At 51.8% G+C, this 22,696-nt stretch carries 21 protein-coding genes, 5 tRNA genes and 3 pseudogenes; 14 read left to right on the plus strand and 15 right to left on the minus strand.

Features of this window, described 5'->3' with window-relative positions; all coding sequences use genetic code 11:
• Nucleotides 1-49: 49 nt before the first annotated feature.
• Complete coding sequence (locus EH206_RS13835) at nt 50-256, minus strand: Cro/CI family transcriptional regulator (protein ID WP_009113397.1); 207 nt, start codon at nt 254-256, stop codon at nt 50-52.
• Nucleotides 257-335: 79 nt separating this feature from the next.
• Between EH206_RS13835 and EH206_RS13840 the strand changes: the two genes are divergently transcribed.
• The 7 genes from EH206_RS13840 (at nt 336) to EH206_RS13875 (ending at nt 7,389) form a co-directional block, all read left to right on the plus strand.
• Complete coding sequence (locus EH206_RS13840; RefSeq protein WP_009113398.1) at nt 336-737, plus strand: helix-turn-helix domain-containing protein; 402 nt, start codon at nt 336-338, stop codon at nt 735-737.
• A gap of 1,152 nt (nt 738-1,889) precedes the next feature.
• Nucleotides 1,890-2,210: a hypothetical protein gene (locus EH206_RS13845; RefSeq protein WP_009113399.1), complete on the plus strand. Its 321-nt coding sequence runs from the start codon at nt 1,890-1,892 to the stop codon at nt 2,208-2,210.
• Nucleotides 2,211-2,228: 18 nt separating this feature from the next.
• Nucleotides 2,229-3,095, plus strand: coding sequence for a YdhT family protein (locus EH206_RS23185; protein ID WP_211351707.1), 867 nt, complete (start codon nt 2,229-2,231; stop codon nt 3,093-3,095).
• Nucleotides 3,096-3,144: 49 nt separating this feature from the next.
• A complete protein-coding gene (locus EH206_RS13855) occupies nt 3,145-5,235 on the plus strand; it encodes a hypothetical protein (RefSeq protein WP_009113401.1) in 2,091 nt (696 codons plus the stop codon).
• Nucleotides 5,232-5,732 (plus strand): siphovirus Gp157 family protein, encoded by a 501-nt coding sequence (locus tag EH206_RS13860; protein ID WP_009113402.1) that lies wholly within the window; start codon nt 5,232-5,234, stop codon nt 5,730-5,732. The genes EH206_RS13855 and EH206_RS13860 overlap by 4 nt, the downstream gene beginning before the upstream one ends.
• Before the next feature lie 413 nt (nt 5,733-6,145).
• The gene (locus EH206_RS13870; protein WP_009113405.1) at nt 6,146-6,361 is read left to right on the plus strand and encodes a DUF4224 domain-containing protein; all 216 of its coding nucleotides are present in this window, start codon (nt 6,146-6,148) and stop codon (nt 6,359-6,361) included.
• Between the two features lie 2 nt (nt 6,362-6,363).
• A complete protein-coding gene (locus EH206_RS13875) occupies nt 6,364-7,389 on the plus strand; it encodes a tyrosine-type recombinase/integrase (RefSeq protein ID WP_009113406.1) in 1,026 nt (341 codons plus the stop codon).
• A gap of 134 nt (nt 7,390-7,523) precedes the next feature.
• Here EH206_RS13875 and EH206_RS13880 read toward each other — a convergent pair.
• The 6 genes from EH206_RS13880 to uvrY all read right to left on the minus strand — a co-directional run bounded on the left by EH206_RS13880 (nt 7,524) and on the right by uvrY (nt 11,072).
• Nucleotides 7,524-7,610: transfer RNA gene (locus EH206_RS13880), tRNA-Leu, on the minus strand.
• Nucleotides 7,611-7,618: 8 nt separating this feature from the next.
• Nucleotides 7,619-7,692, minus strand: a tRNA-Cys gene (locus EH206_RS13885).
• A gap of 40 nt (nt 7,693-7,732) precedes the next feature.
• A tRNA-Gly gene (locus EH206_RS13890) sits at nt 7,733-7,808 on the minus strand.
• 175 nt (nt 7,809-7,983) lie between these two features.
• The gene (pgsA, locus tag EH206_RS13895) at nt 7,984-8,532 is read right to left on the minus strand and encodes a CDP-diacylglycerol--glycerol-3-phosphate 3-phosphatidyltransferase (RefSeq protein ID WP_009113407.1); all 549 of its coding nucleotides are present in this window, start codon (nt 8,530-8,532) and stop codon (nt 7,984-7,986) included.
• Between the two features lie 58 nt (nt 8,533-8,590).
• Nucleotides 8,591-10,423 (minus strand): excinuclease ABC subunit UvrC, encoded by a 1,833-nt coding sequence (gene uvrC, locus EH206_RS13900; protein WP_009113408.1) that lies wholly within the window; start codon nt 10,421-10,423, stop codon nt 8,591-8,593.
• On the minus strand, nt 10,416-11,072 hold the full coding sequence (gene uvrY / locus EH206_RS13905; RefSeq protein ID WP_009113409.1) for a UvrY/SirA/GacA family response regulator transcription factor: 657 nt from the start codon (nt 11,070-11,072) through the stop codon (nt 10,416-10,418). The genes uvrC and uvrY overlap by 8 nt, the downstream gene beginning before the upstream one ends.
• Nucleotides 11,073-11,722: 650 nt before the next feature.
• Here uvrY and EH206_RS13910 point away from each other — a divergent pair.
• A complete protein-coding gene (locus EH206_RS13910) occupies nt 11,723-11,947 on the plus strand; it encodes a DUF2594 family protein (protein WP_009113410.1) in 225 nt (74 codons plus the stop codon).
• A 436-nt stretch (nt 11,948-12,383) separates the two neighbouring features.
• Here EH206_RS13910 and EH206_RS13915 read toward each other — a convergent pair.
• Nucleotides 12,384-12,459, minus strand: a tRNA-Lys gene (locus EH206_RS13915).
• A 332-nt stretch (nt 12,460-12,791) separates the two neighbouring features.
• Here EH206_RS13915 and cycA point away from each other — a divergent pair.
• The gene (gene cycA, locus EH206_RS13920) at nt 12,792-14,195 is read left to right on the plus strand and encodes a D-serine/D-alanine/glycine transporter (RefSeq protein WP_009113411.1); all 1,404 of its coding nucleotides are present in this window, start codon (nt 12,792-12,794) and stop codon (nt 14,193-14,195) included.
• A 181-nt stretch (nt 14,196-14,376) separates the two neighbouring features.
• Here cycA and EH206_RS13925 read toward each other — a convergent pair whose 3' ends face one another.
• Together EH206_RS13925 and EH206_RS13930 are read right to left on the minus strand one after the other, a co-directional pair.
• Nucleotides 14,377-14,643, minus strand: a complete 267-nt coding sequence (locus EH206_RS13925) for a sigma-S stabilization anti-adapter protein IraP (protein ID WP_009113412.1) — start codon at nt 14,641-14,643, stop codon at nt 14,377-14,379.
• 269 nt (nt 14,644-14,912) lie between these two features.
• Nucleotides 14,913-15,179, minus strand: a pseudogene (locus tag EH206_RS13930) (LysR family transcriptional regulator); the annotation flags it as partial.
• A 192-nt stretch (nt 15,180-15,371) separates the two neighbouring features.
• On the opposite strand from EH206_RS13930, the gene EH206_RS23080 reads away from it, so the two are divergent.
• The 4 genes and pseudogenes from EH206_RS23080 to EH206_RS23645 form a co-directional block, all read left to right on the plus strand.
• Nucleotides 15,372-15,512, plus strand: a complete 141-nt coding sequence (locus EH206_RS23080) for a hypothetical protein (RefSeq protein WP_156803279.1) — start codon at nt 15,372-15,374, stop codon at nt 15,510-15,512.
• A gap of 52 nt (nt 15,513-15,564) precedes the next feature.
• A tRNA-Asn gene (locus EH206_RS13935) sits at nt 15,565-15,640 on the plus strand.
• Between the two features lie 179 nt (nt 15,641-15,819).
• Nucleotides 15,820-15,984, plus strand: a pseudogene (locus tag EH206_RS23190) (Arm DNA-binding domain-containing protein); the annotation flags it as partial.
• A gap of 75 nt (nt 15,985-16,059) precedes the next feature.
• Nucleotides 16,060-16,170, plus strand: a pseudogene (locus EH206_RS23645) (transposase); the annotation flags it as partial.
• Nucleotides 16,171-16,275: 105 nt separating this feature from the next.
• On the opposite strand, the gene EH206_RS13945 reads toward EH206_RS23645, so the two are convergent.
• The 5 genes from EH206_RS13945 to EH206_RS13965 form a co-directional block, all read right to left on the minus strand.
• Nucleotides 16,276-17,847 (minus strand): subtype B tannase, encoded by a 1,572-nt coding sequence (locus EH206_RS13945; protein WP_009113461.1) that lies wholly within the window; start codon nt 17,845-17,847, stop codon nt 16,276-16,278.
• 337 nt (nt 17,848-18,184) lie between these two features.
• Nucleotides 18,185-18,790 carry an isochorismatase family protein gene (locus tag EH206_RS13950; RefSeq protein WP_009113462.1) on the minus strand — a complete coding sequence of 202 codons (606 nt, stop codon included), beginning with the start codon at nt 18,788-18,790 and terminating at the stop codon, nt 18,185-18,187.
• Between the two features lie 26 nt (nt 18,791-18,816).
• Entirely contained in the window at nt 18,817-19,551 is a 735-nt protein-coding gene (locus tag EH206_RS13955) for a pirin family protein (RefSeq protein ID WP_009113463.1), read from the minus strand.
• A gap of 10 nt (nt 19,552-19,561) precedes the next feature.
• Nucleotides 19,562-20,644: an alkene reductase gene (locus EH206_RS13960; protein WP_198008296.1), complete on the minus strand. Its 1,083-nt coding sequence runs from the start codon at nt 20,642-20,644 to the stop codon at nt 19,562-19,564.
• A 266-nt stretch (nt 20,645-20,910) separates the two neighbouring features.
• Nucleotides 20,911-21,441, minus strand: a complete 531-nt coding sequence (locus EH206_RS13965) for an SDR family NAD(P)-dependent oxidoreductase (protein ID WP_009113465.1) — start codon at nt 21,439-21,441, stop codon at nt 20,911-20,913.
• Nucleotides 21,442-21,753: 312 nt separating this feature from the next.
• Here EH206_RS13965 and EH206_RS13970 point away from each other — a divergent pair, with 312 nt between their 5' ends.
• Nucleotides 21,754-22,665 (plus strand): DMT family transporter, encoded by a 912-nt coding sequence (locus tag EH206_RS13970; RefSeq protein WP_009113467.1) that lies wholly within the window; start codon nt 21,754-21,756, stop codon nt 22,663-22,665.
• Nucleotides 22,666-22,696 lie beyond the last annotated feature (31 nt).

The following is a 22,696-nucleotide window of genomic DNA, read 5'->3' on the forward strand; positions in this document are numbered from 1 at the left end:
CCTGTCGCTGATCTGATTAATCACAATCAGATTTGTGTGGTGGTAATGGTTATGCTGCACCCTTATTCAAACCGTCACGGTTTTGATAAAGGGCCGGATCATATTTAAGGGCGCCGTTGGTAATGCGTTCCAGACGGGCGGCCCGGCGCTCGGGGATAACATCACCCCACCGAGAGACCGACGCCTGGGACACCCCCGCCGCCTCGGCTAATTTGGTTTTGCTGCCAAAAAAATTTACCGCTTCAATTTTGAGCACAATGACCTCCTTTCAGTAACTTTAATTTGGACTTTATGGCTTAACAAATGCTAAGTCAATATAATTTATATTAAGCCATATGAAAAATGACGCACTGCATGAGCGCATCAAGGCGCGTAGAACGGAACTTAACATGTCACAGCAGAAGCTTGCCGACGCCGTGAGGGTTTCGCATGTGACCATATTTAAGTGGGAAAACGGGGATACGGAGCCAAAAGGTAAAAACCTGTTTACTCTGAGTAAAGCTCTGAGATGCTCTCCAACATGGCTCCTTTACGGTGATGAATCCAGCACACCAACTCCGGCGGACGAACTACCAACAGAGCTTGATGAAAGGCAGCAAAAATTGCTTTATCTATTTGATTCACTTCCAGAATCAGAAAAAGAACGTCACCTATCAGACCTTGAATGTAAAGTGGATGGCTTTAATGCCTTATTTGAGGAACTGCTGACGGCAAGAAAAAAATCAAAGAAAAAATAGACGAACAATCATATCGTTAACTCAGCACTGACTTGCAACTTAACATTTTGCAAGTATTTTCTATTGCCAATTAACTTACCTTTGGTTAAGCTCATTCCCATCAACGCAGCACAAACCATGCAGCAGTTGATCGGGTAAACGTTCTGGCAGCCGGGAAATAGCGGCAGGGGGAAAACGCATGAGCAACGTAATTTTTGCATTGAAAGTGCTGGGTTTATGGATTGCGGCGGCGTCAGTGGCATCGATAGCGGTTGGCGGCGTAGTGGCGGTAATAGTCATCCCATTTTTATAAGAATTCACGTGGCCACGGCGGGAAAGTGTGGCGGGCAAGACCTTAATGATCGACCCGCTGGCCCGGCGTTATGGGTAGCACCAGGCGGTCGTAAGTTCTGACTTGCTGAGTCGGTAAAGCGACGCCGGAAAGCGTAACCGGCACTAATTGAGGGTGGCGACCGAATAATACGCTGACTTGCGGGAAAGACCGCAACTGAATTCGATTTGGAACGCTCTCCACTGTTCGCGGTGTGTTCTCCTGACGCATAGAGAGTCAATGCTAAGGCCGTCCGATGGCGCGTAAACGGGGTCAGCCTGCGTCCTCGATAAACCACGGATAAAACAGTGCCGCCCGCTCCACGTTACGGAGCACTTAATTCGGGACTGGATGGCTTACCACTTCAAGACGGTCCGTGTAAATGTCTACCAAGTGGCGCCCCGAGGCGATAGGTCGGTGACGGCTGGGAAAGACCAGCACACAACTGCAAGGGTACTGGCGTATGACAGGCTCATAACCTAACCCATACGTGCCGCGGCGCCAAACGTGGCAAGTGCCCTTTCAGTTGTGGTGAATGCGCAGGCTGATGCGCCGGGTCGCGCGGTTAAACTCCGCCGTGTTGCGCAAAGAGACAAAGGTATTGCCCGTGGTGATGTGGAAATCACCTTAACAGACTAGGCGGTGCGGAGTTTCCCGGCCAATCCGCCATTTTTTTCACCAGCATACAGACGTAAAAAAGCCCGCCGTTAGGCAGGCTTCTTTACCCCGGAAACCGACCAAAGTCACCGGGAAGCTGCGGCAACCGACCAAAGTCGCCGCGAGGCAAGACCAATACCAACCAAAGGCCGATACCGATCGGCTGTGATTATACGAGGATCGCTATGAAAGCGCCAGATATCACCGAAATCGAAGTTACTCTCTACTTTCACCAATGTCCGTATTCAAAAAATATCGTAGTAACTACGTGTGACATGTCACAGCAAGGTTACACGTTGCTTGGCACCCACACCGACACCTTTCCTGTCCCTCAAGTATCCCCTGTCGATCTGATTAACCTACAGATCGACACACTCAAAAATCAGCAACAAAAAATTTTAGCTGATGCGCAAATTAAAGCCGGTGAACTGGAAGACAAAATCCAGCGCCTACTTTGCATTGAACATCAGCCGTCTTTCGATAAAAAACGCCACATCCCATTTTAACTAATCGAGGCAAGACCAATGAAGATCACCAAAAAACAGGTAAACAAATACGCATGCAGTGACGGCGGTGAGTGGTTCGCCGAGAGATTCCCACAAGGTGGCGAATATGGCGACATTATTCAGGCACTAAATGCAGACAAGCGTTATGAGTGGGCCCGATGGGGTGCAAGCCAGGCGTATAGCCTGTTTCTGCTCGGCAAGGCGACCACTGAATTCATTAAAGCAGAAACCGCAACCACCGACGCGATGATTGATGAATTGAACGGATTGGAATTCCCGCCAGACCAGGTTGATGTGAGTAGTGATGCAGGGGAAGACGGCGCCCGGATTGGCAGCAGCGGCTACGACGCCCGGATTGGCAGCAGCGGCAACGGCGCCCAGATTGGCAGCAGCGGCTACGGCGCCCGGATTGGCAGCAGCGGCAACGACGCCCAGATTGGCAGCAGCGGCAACGACGCCCGGATTGGCAGCAGCGGCTACGGCGCCCGGATTGGCAGCAGCGGCAACGACGCCCAGATTGGCAGCAGCGGCAACGACGCCCAGATTGGCAGCAGCGGCTACGGCGCCCGGATTGGCAGCAGCGGCTACGGCGCCCGGATTGGCAGCAGCGGCTACGGCGCCCGGATTGGCAGCAGCGGCTACGGCGCCCGGATTGGCAGCAGCGGCTACGGCGCCCGGATTGAAGCTACTGGAGAAAAACCCATTATTGCCGCCGCTGGCTCCGTAAGCCGGTTGGCGCTTGGCGAGGGTGGCTGCGCTGCTGTGCCATATAGCGACGGGGAGCGAACCCGTTTTGCTATCGCGTATGTCGGTGAGAACGGTATTAAGGCTGGCGTAGCGTATTGCGTCAACGATAACGGCCAATTCATCGAAGTCAAAGAATAACCCACCGGGCCGACCACCCGTTATCAAACTTAGTAGAGGCAAGACCAATATGACAATCTACGTATTACTCTTTGAACCAAAAAAATCGGCTCAGAAAGACGGCGCCGTATCACTGGCTACCGCCATTGAAGCAAAAAACCAAAAGCTGGCTATCATGGCTGCAACCGTGCAACTGGAGGCAGAGTTCCCTGGCGCCAGCGATAACTTTTTCAATCCTAAAGTTATTGAGGATGCTGTCGGCTCCCCGCGCCCGGCCGTTGGTGTGTTTGATGAACAATTCCCCGTTGAAAACGAACTAATTGACGGCGCATGGCGGCGCAAGGAACGCCCCACCACGCAAGTGAATGATCCCGTCGATTTTTCTGCCCTATCGTTACGTGAAAGAATCGCTGCAATCGCTCTGTATGAACAGACTGAAATTAACGAACACGAATTCTCAATGGTGTGTGATTACCTCGATCTACCTGCTGAGGATGGCGACGCGGACGCCGATAAAATCATTCGTGTGTTGAGTGGCATTAACGCGCTGGAACAGGCCAGTGATGAATTACTACTCGCTGTAGTGAATGGCGTTAAAGCCCAATTCCCATCCATTGCAGATACATCAATCCTCGCGATAAACGCTTTTGTTGATAAATTGACAGGCTCCACCGGTGAGGATGTTTCTGCGCAAAAACCATCGATCTCTGGGTTGGATCGTGAGCGTCAGTACACCCACACATACGCAATGCTCGACAAAGAGATCGCCGCCGCTCTGGTACGCGATACTGAACACTGCTGGGAACTAACCGCCGATCATGTCCGTGAATCTAACATTCTGATTAATCAGAATGGTGAAGAGTTTCAGCGCTGGTCTATGGAACTGCGTGTGGCAGAAAACGCGCTAAAAATCCCCCGTCCTGTTGTTTTCGCCTTGATCCGTGAGGGTAAAAAGCGCCCTGAATTGTTGAGGGACGCAAACGCACGCCACCAGTTTGTTATTGATTTTCTGGCTGAACATATGCCAGCAGAAACGAGCGATAACGCCTCAAATCAGGGCGAAAAAACGGAAGTGTCCGACGCAACAAAAACAGCGGATATATCAACGACAATACCAAATACCGCAACAAATCTGGACTTAGGCGCAACAATTACGCCCAAAAACGACAAGTCAGCACCTAAAGAACCACCAGTCAGTGACAGCACCGAGCAACAAGCAAAAGAGACGCTAGATCAGTTGGGTTATGGTGTTTATGCCACCCAACCAGCAACAGCGCAAACAGAAAATTTTCAGCAGCGCGCTACGGCGATAGAGGCTGAGATAGAGAGTAAACCCGCTGATGCGCAAGAAAATCTGTCTATCTGGAAACGCGTCCAGCGCACCGATCCTAAATACACAAAGGCGCTATCTGGCGCCGGGTTTGACGGCACCAGTATCAACAGTGAATACATGATAATGCGGGCTACTGAAATATTTGGCCCGATCGGTACTGGCTGGGGTTATCGCGTACTGGAAGAGAAAATGATACCGGGCGCCCCATTATCGGAAACTATTTTTGACGACAACAAAAAATTCGTCGGAACCCGACTACTACGTGATGCTGACGGTTCGCTGATTAGCGAACTTAACCATTCATTAAAAATCCTGTTCTGGTATGTGACAGACACAGACAACCGAGCGAAAATTGAAAGTTACGGTGCCACTCCGTACCTGATGAAAACCAAAAACGGTATTAAGGCTGATTCAGAGGTTGTTAAGAAAAGCCTGACTGATGCTATTAAGAAAGCGCTCTCCCTTCTCGGTTTCAGCGCTGACGTTTGGTTGGGGATGCACGATAACCCGGAATACCTCGCTGATAATAAAGTCGAATTTGATATCAAGAACGCCAGCGACAAAGCTGAAGATGTTGTGCGGCTACGCGCCGAACTGGACGAAAAACTATCCCGCGTGGCAAACACTCTCGAAAACTCTGTCAGCCAGAATGAGGCAACGAAAGTGTACGGAACAATTGCCCGCGAAGTTGAAGTACACCGCAAAAATGCAGAATCAAAAGGCGATACCGAACATGCCAAATATCTAGCCGGTCGCCTGCGACGCCTGAACCAAATCAAAGACGAGCGCATTGCCGCGCTCAAAGCCAAAGAAGGGGAAAACGCATGAGTATCACCGCTATTGCATTAGCAAATGACATGAAGAAGTTACAGGAACTATTGGAAACTTCCGACGAAATTACGCCGGAAATGATCGCCGACACGATGGAAGGGGTGGAACTGGAACTGGCGGATAAGCTGGACGCCGCTTATGTCCACGTTCGAAACCTGGAGGGACTGGCTAAAACTTGTGATGAGGAAGCCAAGCGTCTCGCCGATCGTAAAAAGTCATTCGAGAACCGGGCGAAGTCGATCAAACAGTATGTTCTCAACTGCCTGTTAATAGCCGGTCTGGACAAACTCAAGACCACGACAAACACATTTACCGCCCGTAAAGGCATTGCCAGCGTCGTTATTGATAATGAAGGTTTGTTGCCGGATGAGTTAGTGACAGTGCAAACGGTGGTCGCGCCGGATAAAAAAGCCATTAAGGAGGCCATTGAAACCGGCGTAGATGTTCCTGGTGCGCACATTGAAATCGGAGCGCGTTCTCTTCAAGTACGGTAACGGCTGACCACCGTTTGACGAGGCAAGACCAATGCTAAAAATGTCAGCACAGCGGGGAGACGTGATTCACGTTGTTTTCTCTGACGGACAAAACGGAATGATCATGATTCAGTCACGCAGTGAACTGGCCTTTCATTTTCCGCAATCCGTCAGAGTTTCACGCGAAAAACGCCAGGCCAAAAACCTGATTAATCGTAATCAGAAATAAGCCACCCCACCCTATAGCATTGTGGCCTCAACTACGGAGGTCACAATGCAGCCATGGCAACCAGGTAAACGCCTGTTAAGCGAATTCGATATCAAGATCGGCCGGCTGTCCGCCAGCGTGAGGAAATCCAGGCTTACGCAACAGGATATAGACCAGTCCTGCGCGGCGGCAGACGCGATAATTGACAGACTAAGGCAAGACCACAATGAACGATCTATTAACCGACGACGAGTTGATAGAAATGACCGGGTATAAATATCCGTCAAAGCAGTGCGACTCCCTAAATCGCGCCGGGATCATGTTTGTCCGGCGCCGCGATGGGAAACCCCGGGTGACGTGGACGGCCGTCAACGCCGCCCTATCAGGCGTTAGGCCTGCAGTCGAAGAAGATGCCGAGCGCCCTAATTTTGACGCGATATAATCATGGCAAGAAAAAGAAAAAACCCCGCAGATAACGCACTGCCGCCGCGGGTGTACAGGGGAAAAAGCAAATATGAATTCCACCCACCCGGCGGCGGCGCCATTTCGCTATGCGCCCTCGATTCACCAATACCCCTGATATGGGATAAATACAACGCGGCCAACAATTACCAGGAAGCGAAGTTTACCCTCGACCGCATGATACACCGCTTTATGCAGTCTCCAGACTTTCTGGATCTGGCTATGGAAACACAAAGGGATTACCGGAAATACGCGGTCAAGATCGCCGCTGTGTTCGGCGCGATGCGGCCCGACTCAGTAAAACCGGAGGACGTTCGCGCATTCATGGATCGCCGGGGGATGAAAAGCAAAACCCAGGCAAACAGGGAAAAAACGTTCATGTCCCGGGTTTATCGCTGGGGGTATGAGCGGGGGTTATGTAAATCAAATCCATGCTCCGGCGTGAAACAGTTCAAAGAGACCGCCAGGGACCGCTATATCAACGACGAAGAATATAGCGCCCTGCTATCGGTGTCTCCGGCGGTAGTCCGGGCCGCCATGGAAATCGCCTATCTTTGTCTGTCCAGGCAGGGTGACATTCTGGCGCTAACTGAGCAGCAGATACTGGATGCAGGCATCTATATCGCCCAGGGTAAAACCGGCAAAAGGCAGATAAAGGCATGGACTCCCCGGCTTCGCGCCGCGGTAAGCCTGGCGCGTTCGCTGCCACTGGAACCGGGATTCAGTAGCATATACGTGCTGAAACAACCGCGCGGGCAGCGGTACACGCGCGATGGTTTTAATAGCCGATGGAGGAAAGCAAAAGCCGCCGCCAGGGCAGCATTTCCGCACCTGAATTTTGATTTCACCTTTCACGATCTAAAAGCAAAAGGGGTGTCCGATCTGGACGGGACACTGGCGGAGAAACAGGCGATATCTGGCCATATGACCATCAGCCAGACTGCGCGCTATGACCGGAAAATACAAATCGTGCCAGTGGTAGGCGGTCAGAATAAAAAACCGAAATAAGCGAATAATTAACAGTGACGCAAAAAACATATTAGGAAAGATATTAGGAAGCAGTGATTCAGGCACAAAAAAACCGCCTGCTTGGCGGTTAACGACATTGCTCTACATTCTTGTTTTAATTGAGTTTTTATCGATGGTGCCCGGAGTGGGACTTGAACCCACACAGCGCGTACGCCGAGGGATTTTAAATCCCTTGTGTCTACCGATTCCACCACCCGGGCTGGGATATTGGAGGCGCGTCCCGGAGTCGAACCGAGGTAGGCGGATTTGCAATCCGCTGCATGGCCACTCTGCCAACGCGCCTTACCTTTAAATCTGCCTCAGCTTCAGCAGCTGAAAATATTGGAGCGGGAAACGAGACTCGAACTCGCGACCCCGACCTTGGCAAGGTCGTGCTCTACCAACTGAGCTATTCCCGCCTGATACGAACATGCTGATTTTTTTACTAACTTTCAACGAATCAGCGTCGCCGTTGATGCGGTGCATTCTACTGACCTGACGCGATGAGTCAACAGAATTATCCACCAACCAGGTTCGTTTGCTGGTTTTTACAGCGGGCGCCCCTACCCGCCACTCATCGGTCCGCCGCCTTGCTCAAGGTTCCAGCAAATCATGCCGCGCAGCGTTCAGGTATTGAAACATCGACCAGAAAGTCAACACCGCGGCGACGTACAAAGCAATAACCCCCGCGCCTTCCACAAAGCGTTCCGGACGCCAGAGCAAAGCGAACAACGCCATCATTTGCGCCGTTGTTTTGACTTTCCCAATCCAGGAGACCGCCACACTGCTGCGTTTGCCTATCTCCGCCATCCATTCCCGCAACGCGGAAATGATAATTTCCCGCGCAATCATGGTTGCCGCCGGCAAGGTAATCCACCAGGAGTGATAATGCTCGGCCACTAAAACCAAGGCCACGGCAACCATCACTTTGTCTGCGACCGGGTCGAGGAATGCTCCAAACCGCGTGGTTTGCTTCCAGCGGCGGGCCAGAAAACCATCGAACCAGTCGGTAACCGCGGCAAAAATAAATATGAGCGCGCAAACCAGCGGCGCCCAGCCAAAGGGAAGGTAAAACGCCAGCACAAAAAACGGGATTAAAGCAACACGAAACAGGGTCAGCAACGTCGGTATATTAAATTGCATAGCGCTTAGGTAACTATTTGGCCGGAGTGGATATTACGAGTATGTTGCTACATTGTCCCTAGTGTTTCAATGCATGGAAGATTTTTTCTGCCAATGCAGTTGAAATACCGGGCACATTTGCAATTTCCTCGACGCTGGCATTCATTAAAGGCTGCAATCCCCCCATGTATTTCAGCAGGGTCTGCCGGCGTTTAGGCCCAACGCCTTCAATCAGCTCTAGTGTACTGGTATTTTTAACTTTTGCTCTTTTCTTACGGTGCCCGCCAATCGCGTGATCGTGAGAGTCGTCACGAATGTGCTGAATAACGTGCAAAGCAGGAGAATCAGACGGCAGAACAATACCTTCTCCCGTCGCCTCGAAAAACAGCGTCTCCAGGCCGGCCTTACGGTCGCTGCCTTTAGCCACGCCGAGCAACAGGGGTTTACTCTTATCCCAGGGTACCTGAAGCGAGTCAAATACGGCTTTTGCCTGACCAAGCTGCCCTTTGCCGCCATCAATTACGATCACATCAGGGATTTTGCCCTCCTCCAACGCCTTGCCATAACGGCGTTTAAGAACCTGGGTCATTGCGGCATAGTCATCACCGGGAGTAATCCCGCTGATATTATAGCGCCGATATTCCGAACGCAGCGGACCGTTTGCATCGAACACCACACAAGATGCCACAGTCTGCTCTCCCATAGTATGACTGATGTCAAAACACTCCATGCGATTAATTTCCGGCAGTTGTAAAACCTTGGCCAGAGCGGACAAACGCTGGTGAATCGTTGATTGCTGCGACAGCTTCGTCACCAGCGCCGTGGCGGCATTGGTGCGGGCAAGTTTCAGGTAACGAGCGCGAACGCCACGCGGCCGGGCCTGAATCTGCACTTTCCGTCCGGCAACTTCAGTTAAAGATTCCGTCAGCACGCCTTTATCCGGTAAGGAGAAATCAAGCAGAATCTCCGCTGGTAGGGTTCGCGCCGCACTCCCCTGCAAGTAAAACTGTCCGACGAATGTTTGCACCACCTCACCCAGTTCGGTTCCAGAAGGAACTTTCGGAAAATAACTGCGGCTGCCTAACACCTTACCCTGGCGGATAAACAATACATGTACGCAGGCCATTCCGGAATCAAAAGCCACGCCGATAACATCCAAATCTTCGTCAGAGCCTGAAACAAACTGCTTTTCCGTAACGCGCCGAACGGCCTGAATCTGATCGCGGATACGGGCCGCTTCTTCAAAATTCAGCGCATAGCTGGCGGCTTCCATCCGTGAGATAAGCTGATTAAGCACCTGTTGGTCTTTGCCGGACAAAAACAGACGAACATAGTCAACCTGTTGCCGGTAATCCTCGTCACTGACCAGTCCGCTAACGCAGGGTCCAAGGCAGCGGCCTATTTGATATTGCAAACAAGGACGCGAGCGATTGCGGTATACGCTGTTTTCGCACTGGCGAACCGGAAAAAGTTTTTGCAACAGTATCAACGTTTCACGCACCGCATTACCGTTCGGAAACGGCCCGAAATATTCACCCTTTGCGTGTTTGGCGCCACGATGAACGGCAAGGCGGGGATGTCGCTCGGCACTCAGAAAAACCATGGGGTAGGATTTATCATCACGCAATAAAACGTTATAACGCGGCTGATAAAGCTTGATGTAGTTATGTTCCAGCAGTAAAGCTTCCGTCTCAGTATGCGTAATGGTCACGTCAATCTGCCGGATGCTTTTTACCAAAGCCTCCGTTTTACGACTGCCGACATTGCTGCGGAAATAGCTGGAAAGTCGTTTTTTTAAATCTTTTGCTTTACCGACATAGATCACCGTATTGACGGCATCATACATCCGATAGACCCCAGGCTGGCTGGTGACTGTCTTTAGAAATGCCGAGGCATCGAAACTTTCACTCACTACTTAACAATGTCTCCGCATTAAAGAGGCCGTGCCGAATCGCCAGGTGCGTCAGCTCCACGTCACCATTGATGTTCAGCTTGCTGAACATCCGATAGCGGTAACTGTTCACCGTTTTCGGACTCAGATTAAGCTGGTCTGATATTTCTGTCACCTTTTGCCCTTTGGTGATCATCAGCATAATCTGCAACTCACGCTCAGACAAACACTCCAGCGGAGTCTCGGCCTGTGGTTCCAACTGGCTCAGCGCCATTTGCTGCGCAATATCAGAAGCAATATACCGCTTACCCGCATGAACGGCACGGATGGCGCAGATAACTTCCTGCGGGGCGGCAGCTTTACTGACGTATCCGGCGGCACCTGCCTGCATTACTTTAGCAGGTAAAGGGTTCTCTGTATAAATAGTTAGCATGATGACTTTTACATCAGGAGAAAAGCGCAGAATTTTACGCGTTGCCTCAAGACCGCCAATCCCCGGCATACTCATGTCCATCAAGACAACATCAACATCGTTGCCGCGGCACCACCTGACGGCGTCCTCACCACAGGACGCCTCACCAACTACTTTGAGACCTTTGATATCGTCAAGAATGCGCCGTATCCCTGCCCGCACCAGTTCATGGTCATCAACAAGAAAAACGCTAATCAAAGAATAATTCTCCAAAAAAGGGAGTAACACTTACATAATAATTTGCTTGCAGGTGATACTACGTTGATTTCTAAAAAAATAATGCATACGGACTTATAACAATGATGTATTTTTAAATATGCTACAGTAATAAACAAACGATATCGGTAACAAGATGATAGCAATATAACATTAACACCGGGATGCATATTGATCACATTCCCAACATGTCAGGTTATGACTTCCAGCGTTCCGGCCTCTTATCCTCGGCCATCATCGGCAACTGTGTAGAAAGCAACGACAACCAGTGGCATCAATTTGGCATTGCACCTCATATATCAATAAAAATTGACTATTGCAACCACTATATGTTGTGGGGTTTAAAACTACATTACATAAATAACAGAGCAGAGAAAAAGCACCCTGACTGAAAATCCGCTGTACTCGATCGGATACGGATTCACTATATAAACCTGGGCTGTCGAATACAATTAAAATAAGTTAACTGTATAAAAAAACCACTACATAGCCATGAACGATTAATAATAGCCGCCGACAATACACACTATGCTATACTCGCGGCAATCTGATTATGCCAGCAGCATGCGCTTTCGAGCCAACTGGGGGCTGACTTAAACACGTTTTATGCTGTTTCTTGTTAAGGAGAAAACATGAGCAACGTAGATTTTTCCACCGCCGCGAGCGTAGAAACGCTGGCGCACGAAGTAACCTGTTTAAAAGCGACGATTACGCTACTGTTAAAGGCCATCGGTCAGGCTGACGCGGGCAAAGTCATTATCAACATGGAAAGATATATTGCCCAACTGGAAGACCCTGAGCAGGAGGCGGCGTTCAGCAACACCATCAAGCAAATCAAACACGCTTACCGCCAATAACCGGGTTTCCCGTCGGCTCAGCGCCTCCTGATGCCGGCGGTATTTTTCCCGGGACATTTATCTATTTCCTTACCAGTCATTGCAAAAATCTCGCCAGATTGCTATCCGGTATCGAGATTCATTGCAAATCTTCAGCTTGGGCGAAAACGCCACGCTCTCACCAAGCATCATCAATCCGCCATGTTCTGCTCAGCAATTAAAGAATGGATAAATATTGCTAAAATCAGAAGGAAAAACATTATTTATCTTTAAAAAAAGAAAAATAAAATCTATCAATCAGAGCAAACGTCTTATTACCTGCTCGTTATTTTAGCGATAATAATCTTTATTTAATTCGCCCGTCAATGAGATCAATTATAAGAAAAAAACAACCACGTTCGTTAGAGAATCATAGGATAATAAAACAGAACTAAAGCGAGATAACTTGTTGAAATGTTGGTGGGTCGTCGGGGGTTCGAACCCCGGACCAATTGATTAAGAGTCAACTGCTCTACCGACTGAGCTAACGACCCAACGAGGGGAATTATTCCCTTCTTGGCGGCGGCTGTCAAATAGTTCACATAGATTTTTTCTTATTTTTTCGCATGCACAAATTACATTGTGAGCGATGCATAATTTTGTTAACCTGAGGGCCGCTCAATTTATCCCTTTCATATTACAATATACGTTTCTCAGGGCAAAAAACGTACAGAATCACATCGTGTAATTATTCACCATATTTATGCCAGTCACTCCCTGTAATCAGTGCGCCAGTTAGGCTATCTTATCTCTGCTCAGTTTAGCCAACGAGAGAGCCGTTCAAGAGCTCAAACAACATCACATAAAAAATAGGAAATTGTATTAAATGCTAGATCAATCAAAAGAGGCGGCAAACCTCGCAGAACCTGACGGTGAAGGGCTGCGGCGCAACCTGACCAACCGGCATATTCAGCTTATCGCCATTGGAGGCGCTATTGGTACCGGGTTGTTTATGGGCTCGGGAAAAACCATCAGTCTGGCGGGGCCGTCAATCATTTTCGTTTATATGATCATCGGCTTCATGCTGTTCTTCGTGATGCGAGCGATGGGCGAGTTACTGCTCTCCAATCTAAACTATAAATCTTTCAGTGATTTTGCCGCCGACCTGCTCGGCCCCTGGGCAGGTTTTTTTACCGGCTGGACATACTGGTTTTGCTGGGTGGTTACCGGCATTGCCGATGTGGTGGCGATCAGCGCTTACGCACAGTTCTGGTTTCCGGATCTATCGCAGTGGATATCTTCACTACTCTGCGTTCTCTTATTGCTCACACTTAACCTGGCGACAGTAAAACTGTTCGGCGAAATGGAATTCTGGTTTGCGATGATCAAGATTGTGGCCATCGTTGCCTTAATTGTTATCGGCGTGGTGCTGGTAATGATGCAGTTCCCCTCGCCATCAGGTTCAGTCGCATCGTTTAATAACTTATGGAACGATGGAGGTATGTTTCCTAAAGGCATAGGGGGATTTTTTGCCGGATTCCAGATAGCGGTCTTTGCATTCGTCGGAATCGAGCTGGTTGGCACCACTGCGGCAGAAACTAAGAATCCAAGGGTTGTGCTTCCCAGAGCGATCAACGCGATACCGATCCGTATCATCATGTTCTATGTTTTTGCTCTGGTGATGATCATGTCTGTTACGCCGTGGAGCGCTATCGCCGCCGATCGCAGTCCCTTCGTTGATATGTTTGTACTGGTCGGGCTACCCGCTGCAGCCAGCGTGATTAACTTTGTGGTACTGACTTCGGCAGCATCGTCAGCCAACAGCGGCGTATTCTCCACCAGCCGGATGCTGTTTGGGTTAGCCAAACAGGGAGATGCACCGAAACGTTTCAGTATCTTGTCTAAACGCGCGGTTCCTTCTGCGGGATTACTGTTTTCCTGTATCTGTCTGTTGTCCGGCGTGGTATTGATTTACCTGATCCCCAATGTAATGACGGTCTTTACCCTGGTTACCACCGTCTCCGCCATTTTGTTCATGTTCATCTGGAGCATTATTCTCTGCTCTTACCTGACGTACCGTAAAAAAAGACCGCAGTTGCATCTAAGCTCGCAGTATAAAATGCCCTGGGGTATTTTTATGTGTTGGATTTGCCTGACATTTTTTGCCTTTGTGATCGTCCTGCTGACGCTACAGCCCGACACCCTGCAGGCGCTAGTTATCACGCCATTGTGGTTTATTATTCTGGCAATAGCCTATCGGGTTATTCAGAAGAAAAAAAGGCTGGCATGAAATAAATAGCATCGTTACCACCTGCAAAAGACGCTGATTACAAAAATCAGCGTCTTAACTATTTAATAATTGCATATGCATATTACTCTTATCAATTTACAAAATGATTTATTATAAAAAAGTAGCAAGCAAACTCTGATCATCCATTAATTAATGCAGCCATGATAATAATATGGTGAAGTTAATTCCTTAATGAAATAGTCGTGAACCGATTAATATTTCGAGATAATAATTCGGCTGCTAAGCAAGCATCTTCGCCCTTGCGCTGATTTGTTTCCTCCAGTACGCCTTTCACCTTGCTTGTTAACTCGTTAATTTTATTGTCATCCAACATAGAAACAATGGCAAACACCAACATTTCTAACGATTCTATTTTGGCATGAAGTTCTTTTTCTCCGACCTCTTTTTCTGCCAGTCTTATTAATAGCTGAGAGAGAAGACTATTCATTTGAACTCCTTAATCAAAAAATAACAGTCAGTCACCCAAGAAACACCAACGGAACGTTAGTGAATGGGATTAGAGAAATCATTACGTGGATTAATGTAACATCTAAAGCGGCCTGACCGCTAGTATCTATCGCAATTTTGGTATCATCACATTCATCGCATGATGATAAAAATGAAAGAGCAGATAAAATAAATCAGCAAGATGATGTTTTAAAAACATTTTATATAGCCAGCCATACAGAAATGGCTGGCTACTTGAAATTATACGTTTACCGACTGCCTGACTCCATTCACTGCACTTTTGGCCTGCTCGCACTGGTACAAAATCGCTTGGGCATGCGAATAAAGAATTTTTCCGGCTTCCGTAGGCGTAACGCCACGTCTGCTACGTACCAGCAACTGCTTCTCAAGCTCACTCTCCAGCGTCGCGACCTGCTGGCTCAGCGCTGGTTGCGCAATGTGCAACAACTCAGCAGCCTGGGTCAGGCTACCGATATCAACGATTTTCACAAAATACTTGAGCCGTCTAAGATTCATTTCTGCCTCCTGAGTAAGTTCCCCATGAGAGATAGCAAGATCCGCGCCATATTATAAACTTCTGCGATAAAAACCAGATACATGCTTGATAAGCCATGGGTAAAATAAGGTAAACAAATGGTACACAGGATGTGCCAGGCTAGCCGGAAGTCGCCTATATCGATTTCCTCTGCCAGGGAATGCACCACTCTAATGCAACTGCTGCTGTCTCAAGGTGCAGGCGGTGATGTAAAAGACCGCGTAAAAAAAGTATTCACATCAAACCGGCCACACTTGCGCAATAATTTCAATATGTTGATTATTACTTCAGCAATCAGTTATCACAAGGCATAACAGCCTTTGACAAGGTGAAATGCTCCCGCTATTATCCCCGCAGCTAACCGATTCCTCTGTAGTTCAGTCGGTAGAACGGCGGACTGTTAATCCGTATGTCACTGGTTCGAGTCCAGTCAGAGGAGCCAGATTAAGGGAAGCAGACGTTCACTGACGTCTGCTTTCTGCATTTCTATCAGTTGGTTATCCCTTCTTTCAGGTTCACCCTCGTTCACTAAAAATCACTCGAAGCCATACCCTTTTGCTGGTAAAAATACTGGTAAAGCTGGTTCGATTTCGTTTTTACCAGCAATCGGAGGGAACCGTCATGTCACTTACTGATACTAAAGTAAAAAATGCCAAACCATCAGAAAAGGCGGTGAAGCTCACTGACGGGTTCGGCCTCTACCTGCTGGTACATCCCAACGGCTCAAAATACTGGCAGTTAGGTTATCGCTTTGAAGGGAAACAGAAGGTGTTTTCCATCGGCGTCTACCCTGCCGTTTCACTGGCTGATGCAAGACAACGCCGGGATGAAGCTAAAAGCAAGGCAGAGCGTTGGCAGGCAGGGAATAAGAAGTTCCGGTTACTGTTCCTGCCGACATACTCACCATGGTTGAATCCGATAGAACGGTTGTGGTTATCGTTACACGAAACAATAACGCGAAACGGTGCATGTGGCAGTTACTGGAACAGGTAAACCGGTTTATGAACGCCGCCACGTCGTTCCGGGGCGGCAGGTTCGGCGGTCATGTGCCGTCCAGATAACGGCTGGACAAGAACCTCACTGCGCGGCGGTGATGCGGTCCATCCACGAAAACAGGGCGTCCAGGTCGTAATCGCCGCTGTGCGGACGGTCCCACGGCAAGGCGAAATCGATGTCGTAGCCCTTATTGAGGAGTGTCGTGGCCAGGATGGTGGGCACGGCAAGCGAGGTGTCGCGGTCCTTGGTGCCATGGCGGATGCGCCAGTAGCGCGACGTGGCCGCGTCGGGCGCACCGATGTAGCTCATAGCATTCATCATCTTGATCTGAGCGGCATCGGCCAAGCCCGCATCAGCCACGGAGCTGCGCTGTCGGGCGAACGCGGTGAAATGCCGCTTATCGATTGCCTGTGTGCCGAATAGCTGGTTCTCGCCGCTGCTCAGATCCAGTGCGTCGAACGCCGGGGGCAACTTCATGCGGCCGGCATAACGTACGTACCGGTCGAAATCCAGATCGCTCACCTTGCCGTCCCGCACGGTGAGCCAGTCCAGCCCCGACAAGTCGCTGCCTTCGTCCAGCGCCGCCTGCGCCGAGGCGATGACCAGCGACTTGATGTAGTCCCTGAAGCTGCCGTTGCCAGCGTTGTCCAGCCGGAGCGGCTGCCCCTGCGGGCCTTGCAATAGAAGGCTGTTGAGGTAGTCGGGAAACTGCGCTTTCAACGCGCCGGACACGTCAATCTGCGCCTCCGTCAACGTGCCTGCGACTTCCTTGCGCTGTACGTTGTAGTCCAGCATCGACATCTCGATCTTTTTGTAGTCGTTGACGCCATTGAACAGCCATTCATAGGCGCTGTCTGCATGTTCGAGATTGGTGATCGGGCAGTAGGCGGAAACCGCGAAGATATCATCGCGCTCCGGCGCGGCGCCCAGTACCTGCAGGTAGGACTCATAATCGGCGCTGTTGCCGCTGGCGCCCAGTAGCGCCGACAGCGCGCCGCCCGCGCTGGTTCCGTTGGAGATGATCTTCTCGGCGTTGCCGGGCATGTGGGCATCGTTGTAGCGCAAATAACGCACCGCCGCCTTGAGATCGACGATGGCCGCTGGCGCCTTGCCGGTATAGAGGCCATCCGCATTGCGCGTAGTTCGGCCCCTCGCGCCGGGCGAGGCGACCACATAACCCCTGGACAAGGCCACGGCGATCGCGCTGGGCCGGCTGCCGCCGGCTGCGGAACCGCCGCTGCCCGCGGGGGCGGTTCCGGCGTCGGGTGGATCACCTCGTCCAGCCGGCGTGCCAGGCTTGGCGGGCATGTAGCCGCCCACCTGATTGGGAAAGAAGATGGGCGCGGTCTGAGCGGAAAACGCACCAATGAGTCGGCCTTGGAAATACGCTTCCGGCACGTAAATGTTCATGACCTGGTAAGCGGTGTCCACCGGCCTGGCGACGTAGACGACATTCTCGTAGGCACGCACCGCGATAGTCCTGCCATCAACGTCCAAAGATTGACTCTCGTACCGGTTCGCGTCGAAGTTCAGCCCGGCAAGGCCCTCCGCCGCAGTCGAGTTTTGTTGTTGCGCCGCCGAAGCGCCGCACGTTGCAACAGTGCAAGCCGCCGACACGGCGGAGGCCAGCAGTAGCGCCAGTGATCTCTTCATGGACTATTTCCCTCGTTTGGAACATCGCAGCAGCGCGCATGGCTGGCGGCTCTTCTGACTTGAAACTCTGCTCGACCCGGCATCGCTCCATTCGCTCAGTGATCGGACGGAAGCATCAATTGTAGCTCATTGTTTTTACCCACAGATGAACCGTTCTCAAGATCGAACGCCGTGTTGACACCGTTGAATATCTTGGATCACAGGCTTACCACTTTCGACGGGCAGAGGGAAGCCGCCGATTCGAACCAGCGGCCATTTTTCAAAGATGCTTCTGCTGCTTATTCAGCCCGGCCTTGGCGGTAACCTGGCGATCAGGCCAGCCGAGCGGAAGCGAGGTTCAGGAAATGCCGGCGCCCAGGGCCGGAAACACGTCGCTGAACAACAGGTCGATCAGTTGCTGGCCGTCGGGCGTGGACCAGTCCTGCGCGATCTCGGCCATCAACGTGTTGGTGGCGGTGAGCACCACGCCGGCGTCATGCATGCGCTGGCGGGAGAACTCCTCGGACAGGTCGCTGGGCGAACCCGAAGCATCCATCACCGCCTGCACGGCAAACCCTTCAAGCGCAGCGTCGATGGCCGGGAAAATCAGGCAAACGTCGGTGGTCACGCCGGCCATGATCAGGTTCTTGCGCCCGGTGGCGAGCACCGCATCGCGAAACTCGGGATAGGCCCAGGCATTGACCACGCCGGGACGTTTGATACGTGCGGCGTGCGCCTCGGGCAGGATCTCGGCGATTTCCGGCATAATCGGCCCCTGGGCACGGTCTTCCTGGCTGGAAGTAATCACGGTTGGCAGGTTCAGGATCTTCGCCATTTTGGCCAGCGCGATCGCCTGCTTGCCGGCGAACTGGGAGTCGATGTTTTTGATCAACTGCATCGTGCCGACCTGGTGGTCGATCAGCAGCAATGCGGAATTCTCAGCGGTGAATCGTTCTTGAGCCATAAGTAAAAGTCCTCGTTTTGTTTGGTTCAAATTAAGAGTAGCGGAGGTGCGCCGAAAAGCACGACCTTGGCGCTTCCCCGGGGGGCCCTTAACGCGATGTCGCGCGGAGCGTCTTGCGCCGGAAACGCCGGCAGTTTCAGATCCTCGTTGCTGAAGCGCCGGTCCTGCACTTCCACGGTGCCGAAGATCGGCATGGCAAACAGTAAATGACCAGCGGGGACAGGCACTGTCATCTCGGCCCCTTCCTCCAACGAGATGTCAAGCAGCGTCACCTCGGTCGGGGGAGTCAGCGGAGAGCGTTTGCCGCCATAGCTCCCCAGCGGGATACGAATCTTGGCACCCGACTGTTGAATGACCGGCACATCCTGCGGTTCGAGGATTAACGGAAAAGGTGCGATGTCCCGCTTCGAGGGCGCAAGCGCGACGAAAATCTGCAGCCCATGAACTGTCTTGCCGTGCTCGGCCGGGACCTCCTCGTGCGCCACGCCCCTGCCGGCAGTGGTCCAGTGCAGACCGCCCGGCTGGATCAGGTTATGGGTGCCGATGGAGTCCCGGTTGGTCATTCCCGTTTCAGAATCGAGCAACAGGTAAGACACCGCCGACATACCCGTATGCCGATGAAGGGGAAAGGTCGGCGCGCTCATCCAGTAGTGATCAACCCCAAGGAACGGTGAAAACAGCGCGGTCTCGCCCCTAAGTCCATAACCCCGGAAATTACCGCCGTGGTTGGCGCGTTGAAGCTGGGCGATAACAACGGACATAGCGGCAGCCTCAGGCGCTCGTGGCGTCATTCAGTGTGGGATAATCGGTATAGCCCTTGGCGCCCGGCGCATAGAACGTATCCTTGTCCGGCGCATTGAGCGCGGCTCCCTGGCGGAAACGCTCAGGCAGGTCCGGGTTTGCCAGGAAAGCGCTGCCGAATACGGTGGCATCGGCCTTGTCTGCGTTGAGGATGGCTTCAGCTTTCGCCTGGTCCAGACCACTGCCGATCAGGTAGGCCCCCTTGAAGCGCGAGCGCAACAGCGCGTGGTAATCGACGCTGGTCGGACCGAAGAGGGCCACATGCAGGTAGGCCAGATCGAGGCCGCTTAACTGATCGACCAGATAGGTGTAAGTTTCCTGCGGCGTGGCGTCGGAAAGATCATTGAAGTTCATTTCAGGCGAAATTTTCAGGCCGACGCGATCGCCGCCCGCCTCATCGACCATGGCCTTGAGAACCTCCAGAACGAAACGGGCGCGCTTGGCGATGGAACCGCCGTATTCGTCGGTACGCTGGTTGCTGGACGAAGACAAGAACTGCTCGGGCAGGTAGCCCGACGCGCCGTGCAGCTCGACGCCGTCGAAGCCCGCTTCAAGCGCCCGGCGGGTGGCCAGACGATAGTCCTCAACGATACCGGCGATTTCGTTCACGCTCAGTTCGTGGGGTACAACATAATCCTGTGCTCCGGTAGCGGTCCAGGATTGGCCGGCCGGCTTGATCGCCGACGGCGCCACGGGCAGCGCGCCGCCCGGCTGCATCGACGGATGAGAGATGCGTCCGCTATGCATCAGTTGCATAAAGATTCGCCCGCCCTTGGCGTGCACCGCCTCGGTAACCTGCTTCCAGGCCGCCGCCTGCGCATCGTCGACGATGCCCGGCGTGCGCACGTAGCCCTTGCCCGTCGCCGACGGGTAGACGCCCTCGCTGATGATCAGGCCGGCGCCGGCACGCTGGGCGTAGTAGGTGGCGACCAGTTCGGTCGGGACGCCAGTCGCGTCGTCGGCGCGCGAACGGGTCATGGGAGCCATGACCAGGCGATTCGGCAGGGTGTAGCGACCAATACGGACGGATGTAAACAGCTTGCTCATAACCATTTCCTCATTTTTTTTCTCGTGAAAGCATCATCCCCCGAGTTTTGTTTGCAATAAATAGGGAAATATGGATTACATTAATCCATAAATGGAGCAATCCGATGACGCCTTTACGCTTCCCCACGCTATCTTGACCGCTCGGGCGAGCCCGGCGATCTGCAGCGGCATAAATGTCAGGATGCGTTTCCCGCAAGGCCCTGGCTGGATATAAGTCCAGCCGAGCGGGCGCTGCCCGCAGTGCTTTCGATGATCCGCCGTGCGGACCTCGCTTATCGGTCGACGGCGGCCGCCGCCGCCTTAGCGACCTGGCTGTCGTTGGCGCCGTGTGCGCCACTGACGCCAACCGCGCCGACAACCTGGCCATCCACGCTAATCGGCACGCCGCCTTCCAGCGGCGTCACCCCGGGAGTAGACAGGAAACTGGGCCTGCCGCTATTGATGAAATCCTCGAAATCCTTGGATGGCGATTGCAGCAGCGCGGCGGTCCGGGCCTTGGCCTGAGCCACCGCCGGACTGATGCCGATGGCGCCATCAACCTTTTCCAGCGCCACCAGGTGATCGAAGCGGGGCAACGAATCAAAAAAGCCCCGTAACGAGGTTTCGTTATGTGCATCGACCTCCTGGATCGTAACCTTGGCGCCAAGCGCGCTCAGCTCGTCCTTGGCCTGTTGCAACCGTTGCGCATCGCGCCCTCCCAGGATCAAGTGCTGCGCGCCGGCTTCATGCGCCTGTTGCGCAACCCGTCGACCGAAGCCGGAACTGCCGCCGATGATGGCGATGGTCTTGCCTTGAATACTCATGATTCGGATCCGCCTCAGTTGGAAGAAAATGGACGGCACGCCCGACGCCGTCATGCAAGAATACCGTAAGCGATATTGCTAACCTAACAGCTGCCTGGGCCATGCGGTACCATCATTTCTGGTAACATTGCATTGACTAAAAGGAGAGTTAAGATGCCGGTGCTGGATGATATAAAGGGATTCGTATCTACAACGACCCAAATAAGTTCAATCGATATCTCATTGATGTTGGAAACTGGTCTGTAAGCGGTGCTAAATTGAGAAATAAAACCGCCATAGTCTCTGGCATTTCCACTATAGAAGAGCCTAGCCATGCTGAAAACTACAGGTACCGCTGAAAGTGAACAACAAAAGGGATTGATCGGTATAGCCATGATAGTAGCTGCTCTTCAGATACTACCGTTCTCTGATATCATGGCAAAGTATTTATCCCTCAGCATCCCAATCATTCAAGTAATATGGGGGCGTTTTTTCTTTCATTGCATCATTACGGGTATTTATTCCGCCGTTGCATATGGACCCAGGTATCTGGCGCCTAATCTGTCCGCGATGCTCTTGCTACGCAGTACATCACTTTTCGCTGCGGTTGGACTCTTCTATGTCACTATCCATTATCTGCCGCTTACCACTTCTCTGACGCTTTGGTTTGTCGAACCTTTCATTTTGACCCTTATGGCGGCCCTGATTCTCAAGGAGAAGGTTACCGCATATCAGTGGTTAGCGATCTTTATTGGATTTGTGGGGATTGTCATCGCAATCAGGCCAACCATCGTCGAGTGGCATTGGGCCTATATCGTTGGACTGCTGGCAGGATTTTTCTATGCCCTCTTCCTGTTCTTTACCCGCTTTATCGACAACAAGATACCCTCAGTCGTGTCAGTCTACCATACGGGTTTGGTTGGAGGCGTTCTCGCTTCAGTCACCGTGGCGCCGTATTGGGTGGCACCCACGCCGAGTCAATGGCTGCTCCTCGTAGGATGCGGAGCGATCGCGGCGATCGCGCATCTCCTGATTATCAAATCATTTGAGCTGGCGAATGCCAGCACAATCGCTCCATTCACCTACTCAGAAATCATTATGGGCGCGATACTGGGATTTATCGTCTTCGCAGACGCACCTGATATATGGCTCTTTATCGGACTGGCGATCGTCGTCGGATCAGGGATTGCTTTAACCAAGATAAAACAATCCCTCCCCAAGAGCAGTGCGGTCAATGGAGGCTGAGATGAACCAGATAGCGGTAAGTTGCGAAGAA

Origin of the sequence: Brenneria nigrifluens DSM 30175 = ATCC 13028, assembly GCF_005484965.1 — a bacterium.
Classification (GTDB): domain Bacteria; phylum Pseudomonadota; class Gammaproteobacteria; order Enterobacterales; family Enterobacteriaceae; genus Brenneria; species Brenneria nigrifluens.

Excerpts from the sequence above, each read along its gene's own strand:
- cycA (WP_009113411.1), top strand. The coding sequence starts at position 12,792 with ATGCTAGATCAATCAAAAGAGGCGGCAAACCTCGCAGAACCTGACGGT.
- EH206_RS13855 (WP_009113401.1), top strand. The coding sequence starts at position 3,145 with ATGACAATCTACGTATTACTCTTTGAACCAAAAAAATCGGCTCAGAAA.
- EH206_RS13875 (WP_009113406.1), top strand. The coding sequence starts at position 6,364 with ATGGCAAGAAAAAGAAAAAACCCCGCAGATAACGCACTGCCGCCGCGG.
- EH206_RS13860 (WP_009113402.1), top strand. The coding sequence starts at position 5,232 with ATGAGTATCACCGCTATTGCATTAGCAAATGACATGAAGAAGTTACAG.
- EH206_RS13950 (WP_009113462.1), bottom strand. The coding sequence starts at position 18,790 with ATGGCTCAAGAACGATTCACCGCTGAGAATTCCGCATTGCTGCTGATC.
- pgsA (WP_009113407.1), bottom strand. The coding sequence starts at position 8,532 with ATGCAATTTAATATACCGACGTTGCTGACCCTGTTTCGTGTTGCTTTA.
- EH206_RS13955 (WP_009113463.1), bottom strand. The coding sequence starts at position 19,551 with ATGTCCGTTGTTATCGCCCAGCTTCAACGCGCCAACCACGGCGGTAAT.
- EH206_RS23185 (WP_211351707.1), top strand. The coding sequence starts at position 2,229 with ATGAAGATCACCAAAAAACAGGTAAACAAATACGCATGCAGTGACGGC.
- EH206_RS13870 (WP_009113405.1), top strand. The coding sequence starts at position 6,146 with ATGAACGATCTATTAACCGACGACGAGTTGATAGAAATGACCGGGTAT.
- EH206_RS13965 (WP_009113465.1), bottom strand. The coding sequence starts at position 21,441 with ATGAGTATTCAAGGCAAGACCATCGCCATCATCGGCGGCAGTTCCGGC.
- EH206_RS13960 (WP_198008296.1), bottom strand. The coding sequence starts at position 20,644 with ATGGTTATGAGCAAGCTGTTTACATCCGTCCGTATTGGTCGCTACACC.
- EH206_RS13970 (WP_009113467.1), top strand. The coding sequence starts at position 21,754 with ATGCTGAAAACTACAGGTACCGCTGAAAGTGAACAACAAAAGGGATTG.
- EH206_RS13925 (WP_009113412.1), bottom strand. The coding sequence starts at position 14,643 with ATGAATAGTCTTCTCTCTCAGCTATTAATAAGACTGGCAGAAAAAGAG.
- EH206_RS23080 (WP_156803279.1), top strand. The coding sequence starts at position 15,372 with ATGCAACTGCTGCTGTCTCAAGGTGCAGGCGGTGATGTAAAAGACCGC.
- EH206_RS13910 (WP_009113410.1), top strand. The coding sequence starts at position 11,723 with ATGAGCAACGTAGATTTTTCCACCGCCGCGAGCGTAGAAACGCTGGCG.
- EH206_RS13845 (WP_009113399.1), top strand. The coding sequence starts at position 1,890 with ATGAAAGCGCCAGATATCACCGAAATCGAAGTTACTCTCTACTTTCAC.
- EH206_RS13840 (WP_009113398.1), top strand. The coding sequence starts at position 336 with ATGAAAAATGACGCACTGCATGAGCGCATCAAGGCGCGTAGAACGGAA.
- EH206_RS13945 (WP_009113461.1), bottom strand. The coding sequence starts at position 17,847 with ATGAAGAGATCACTGGCGCTACTGCTGGCCTCCGCCGTGTCGGCGGCT.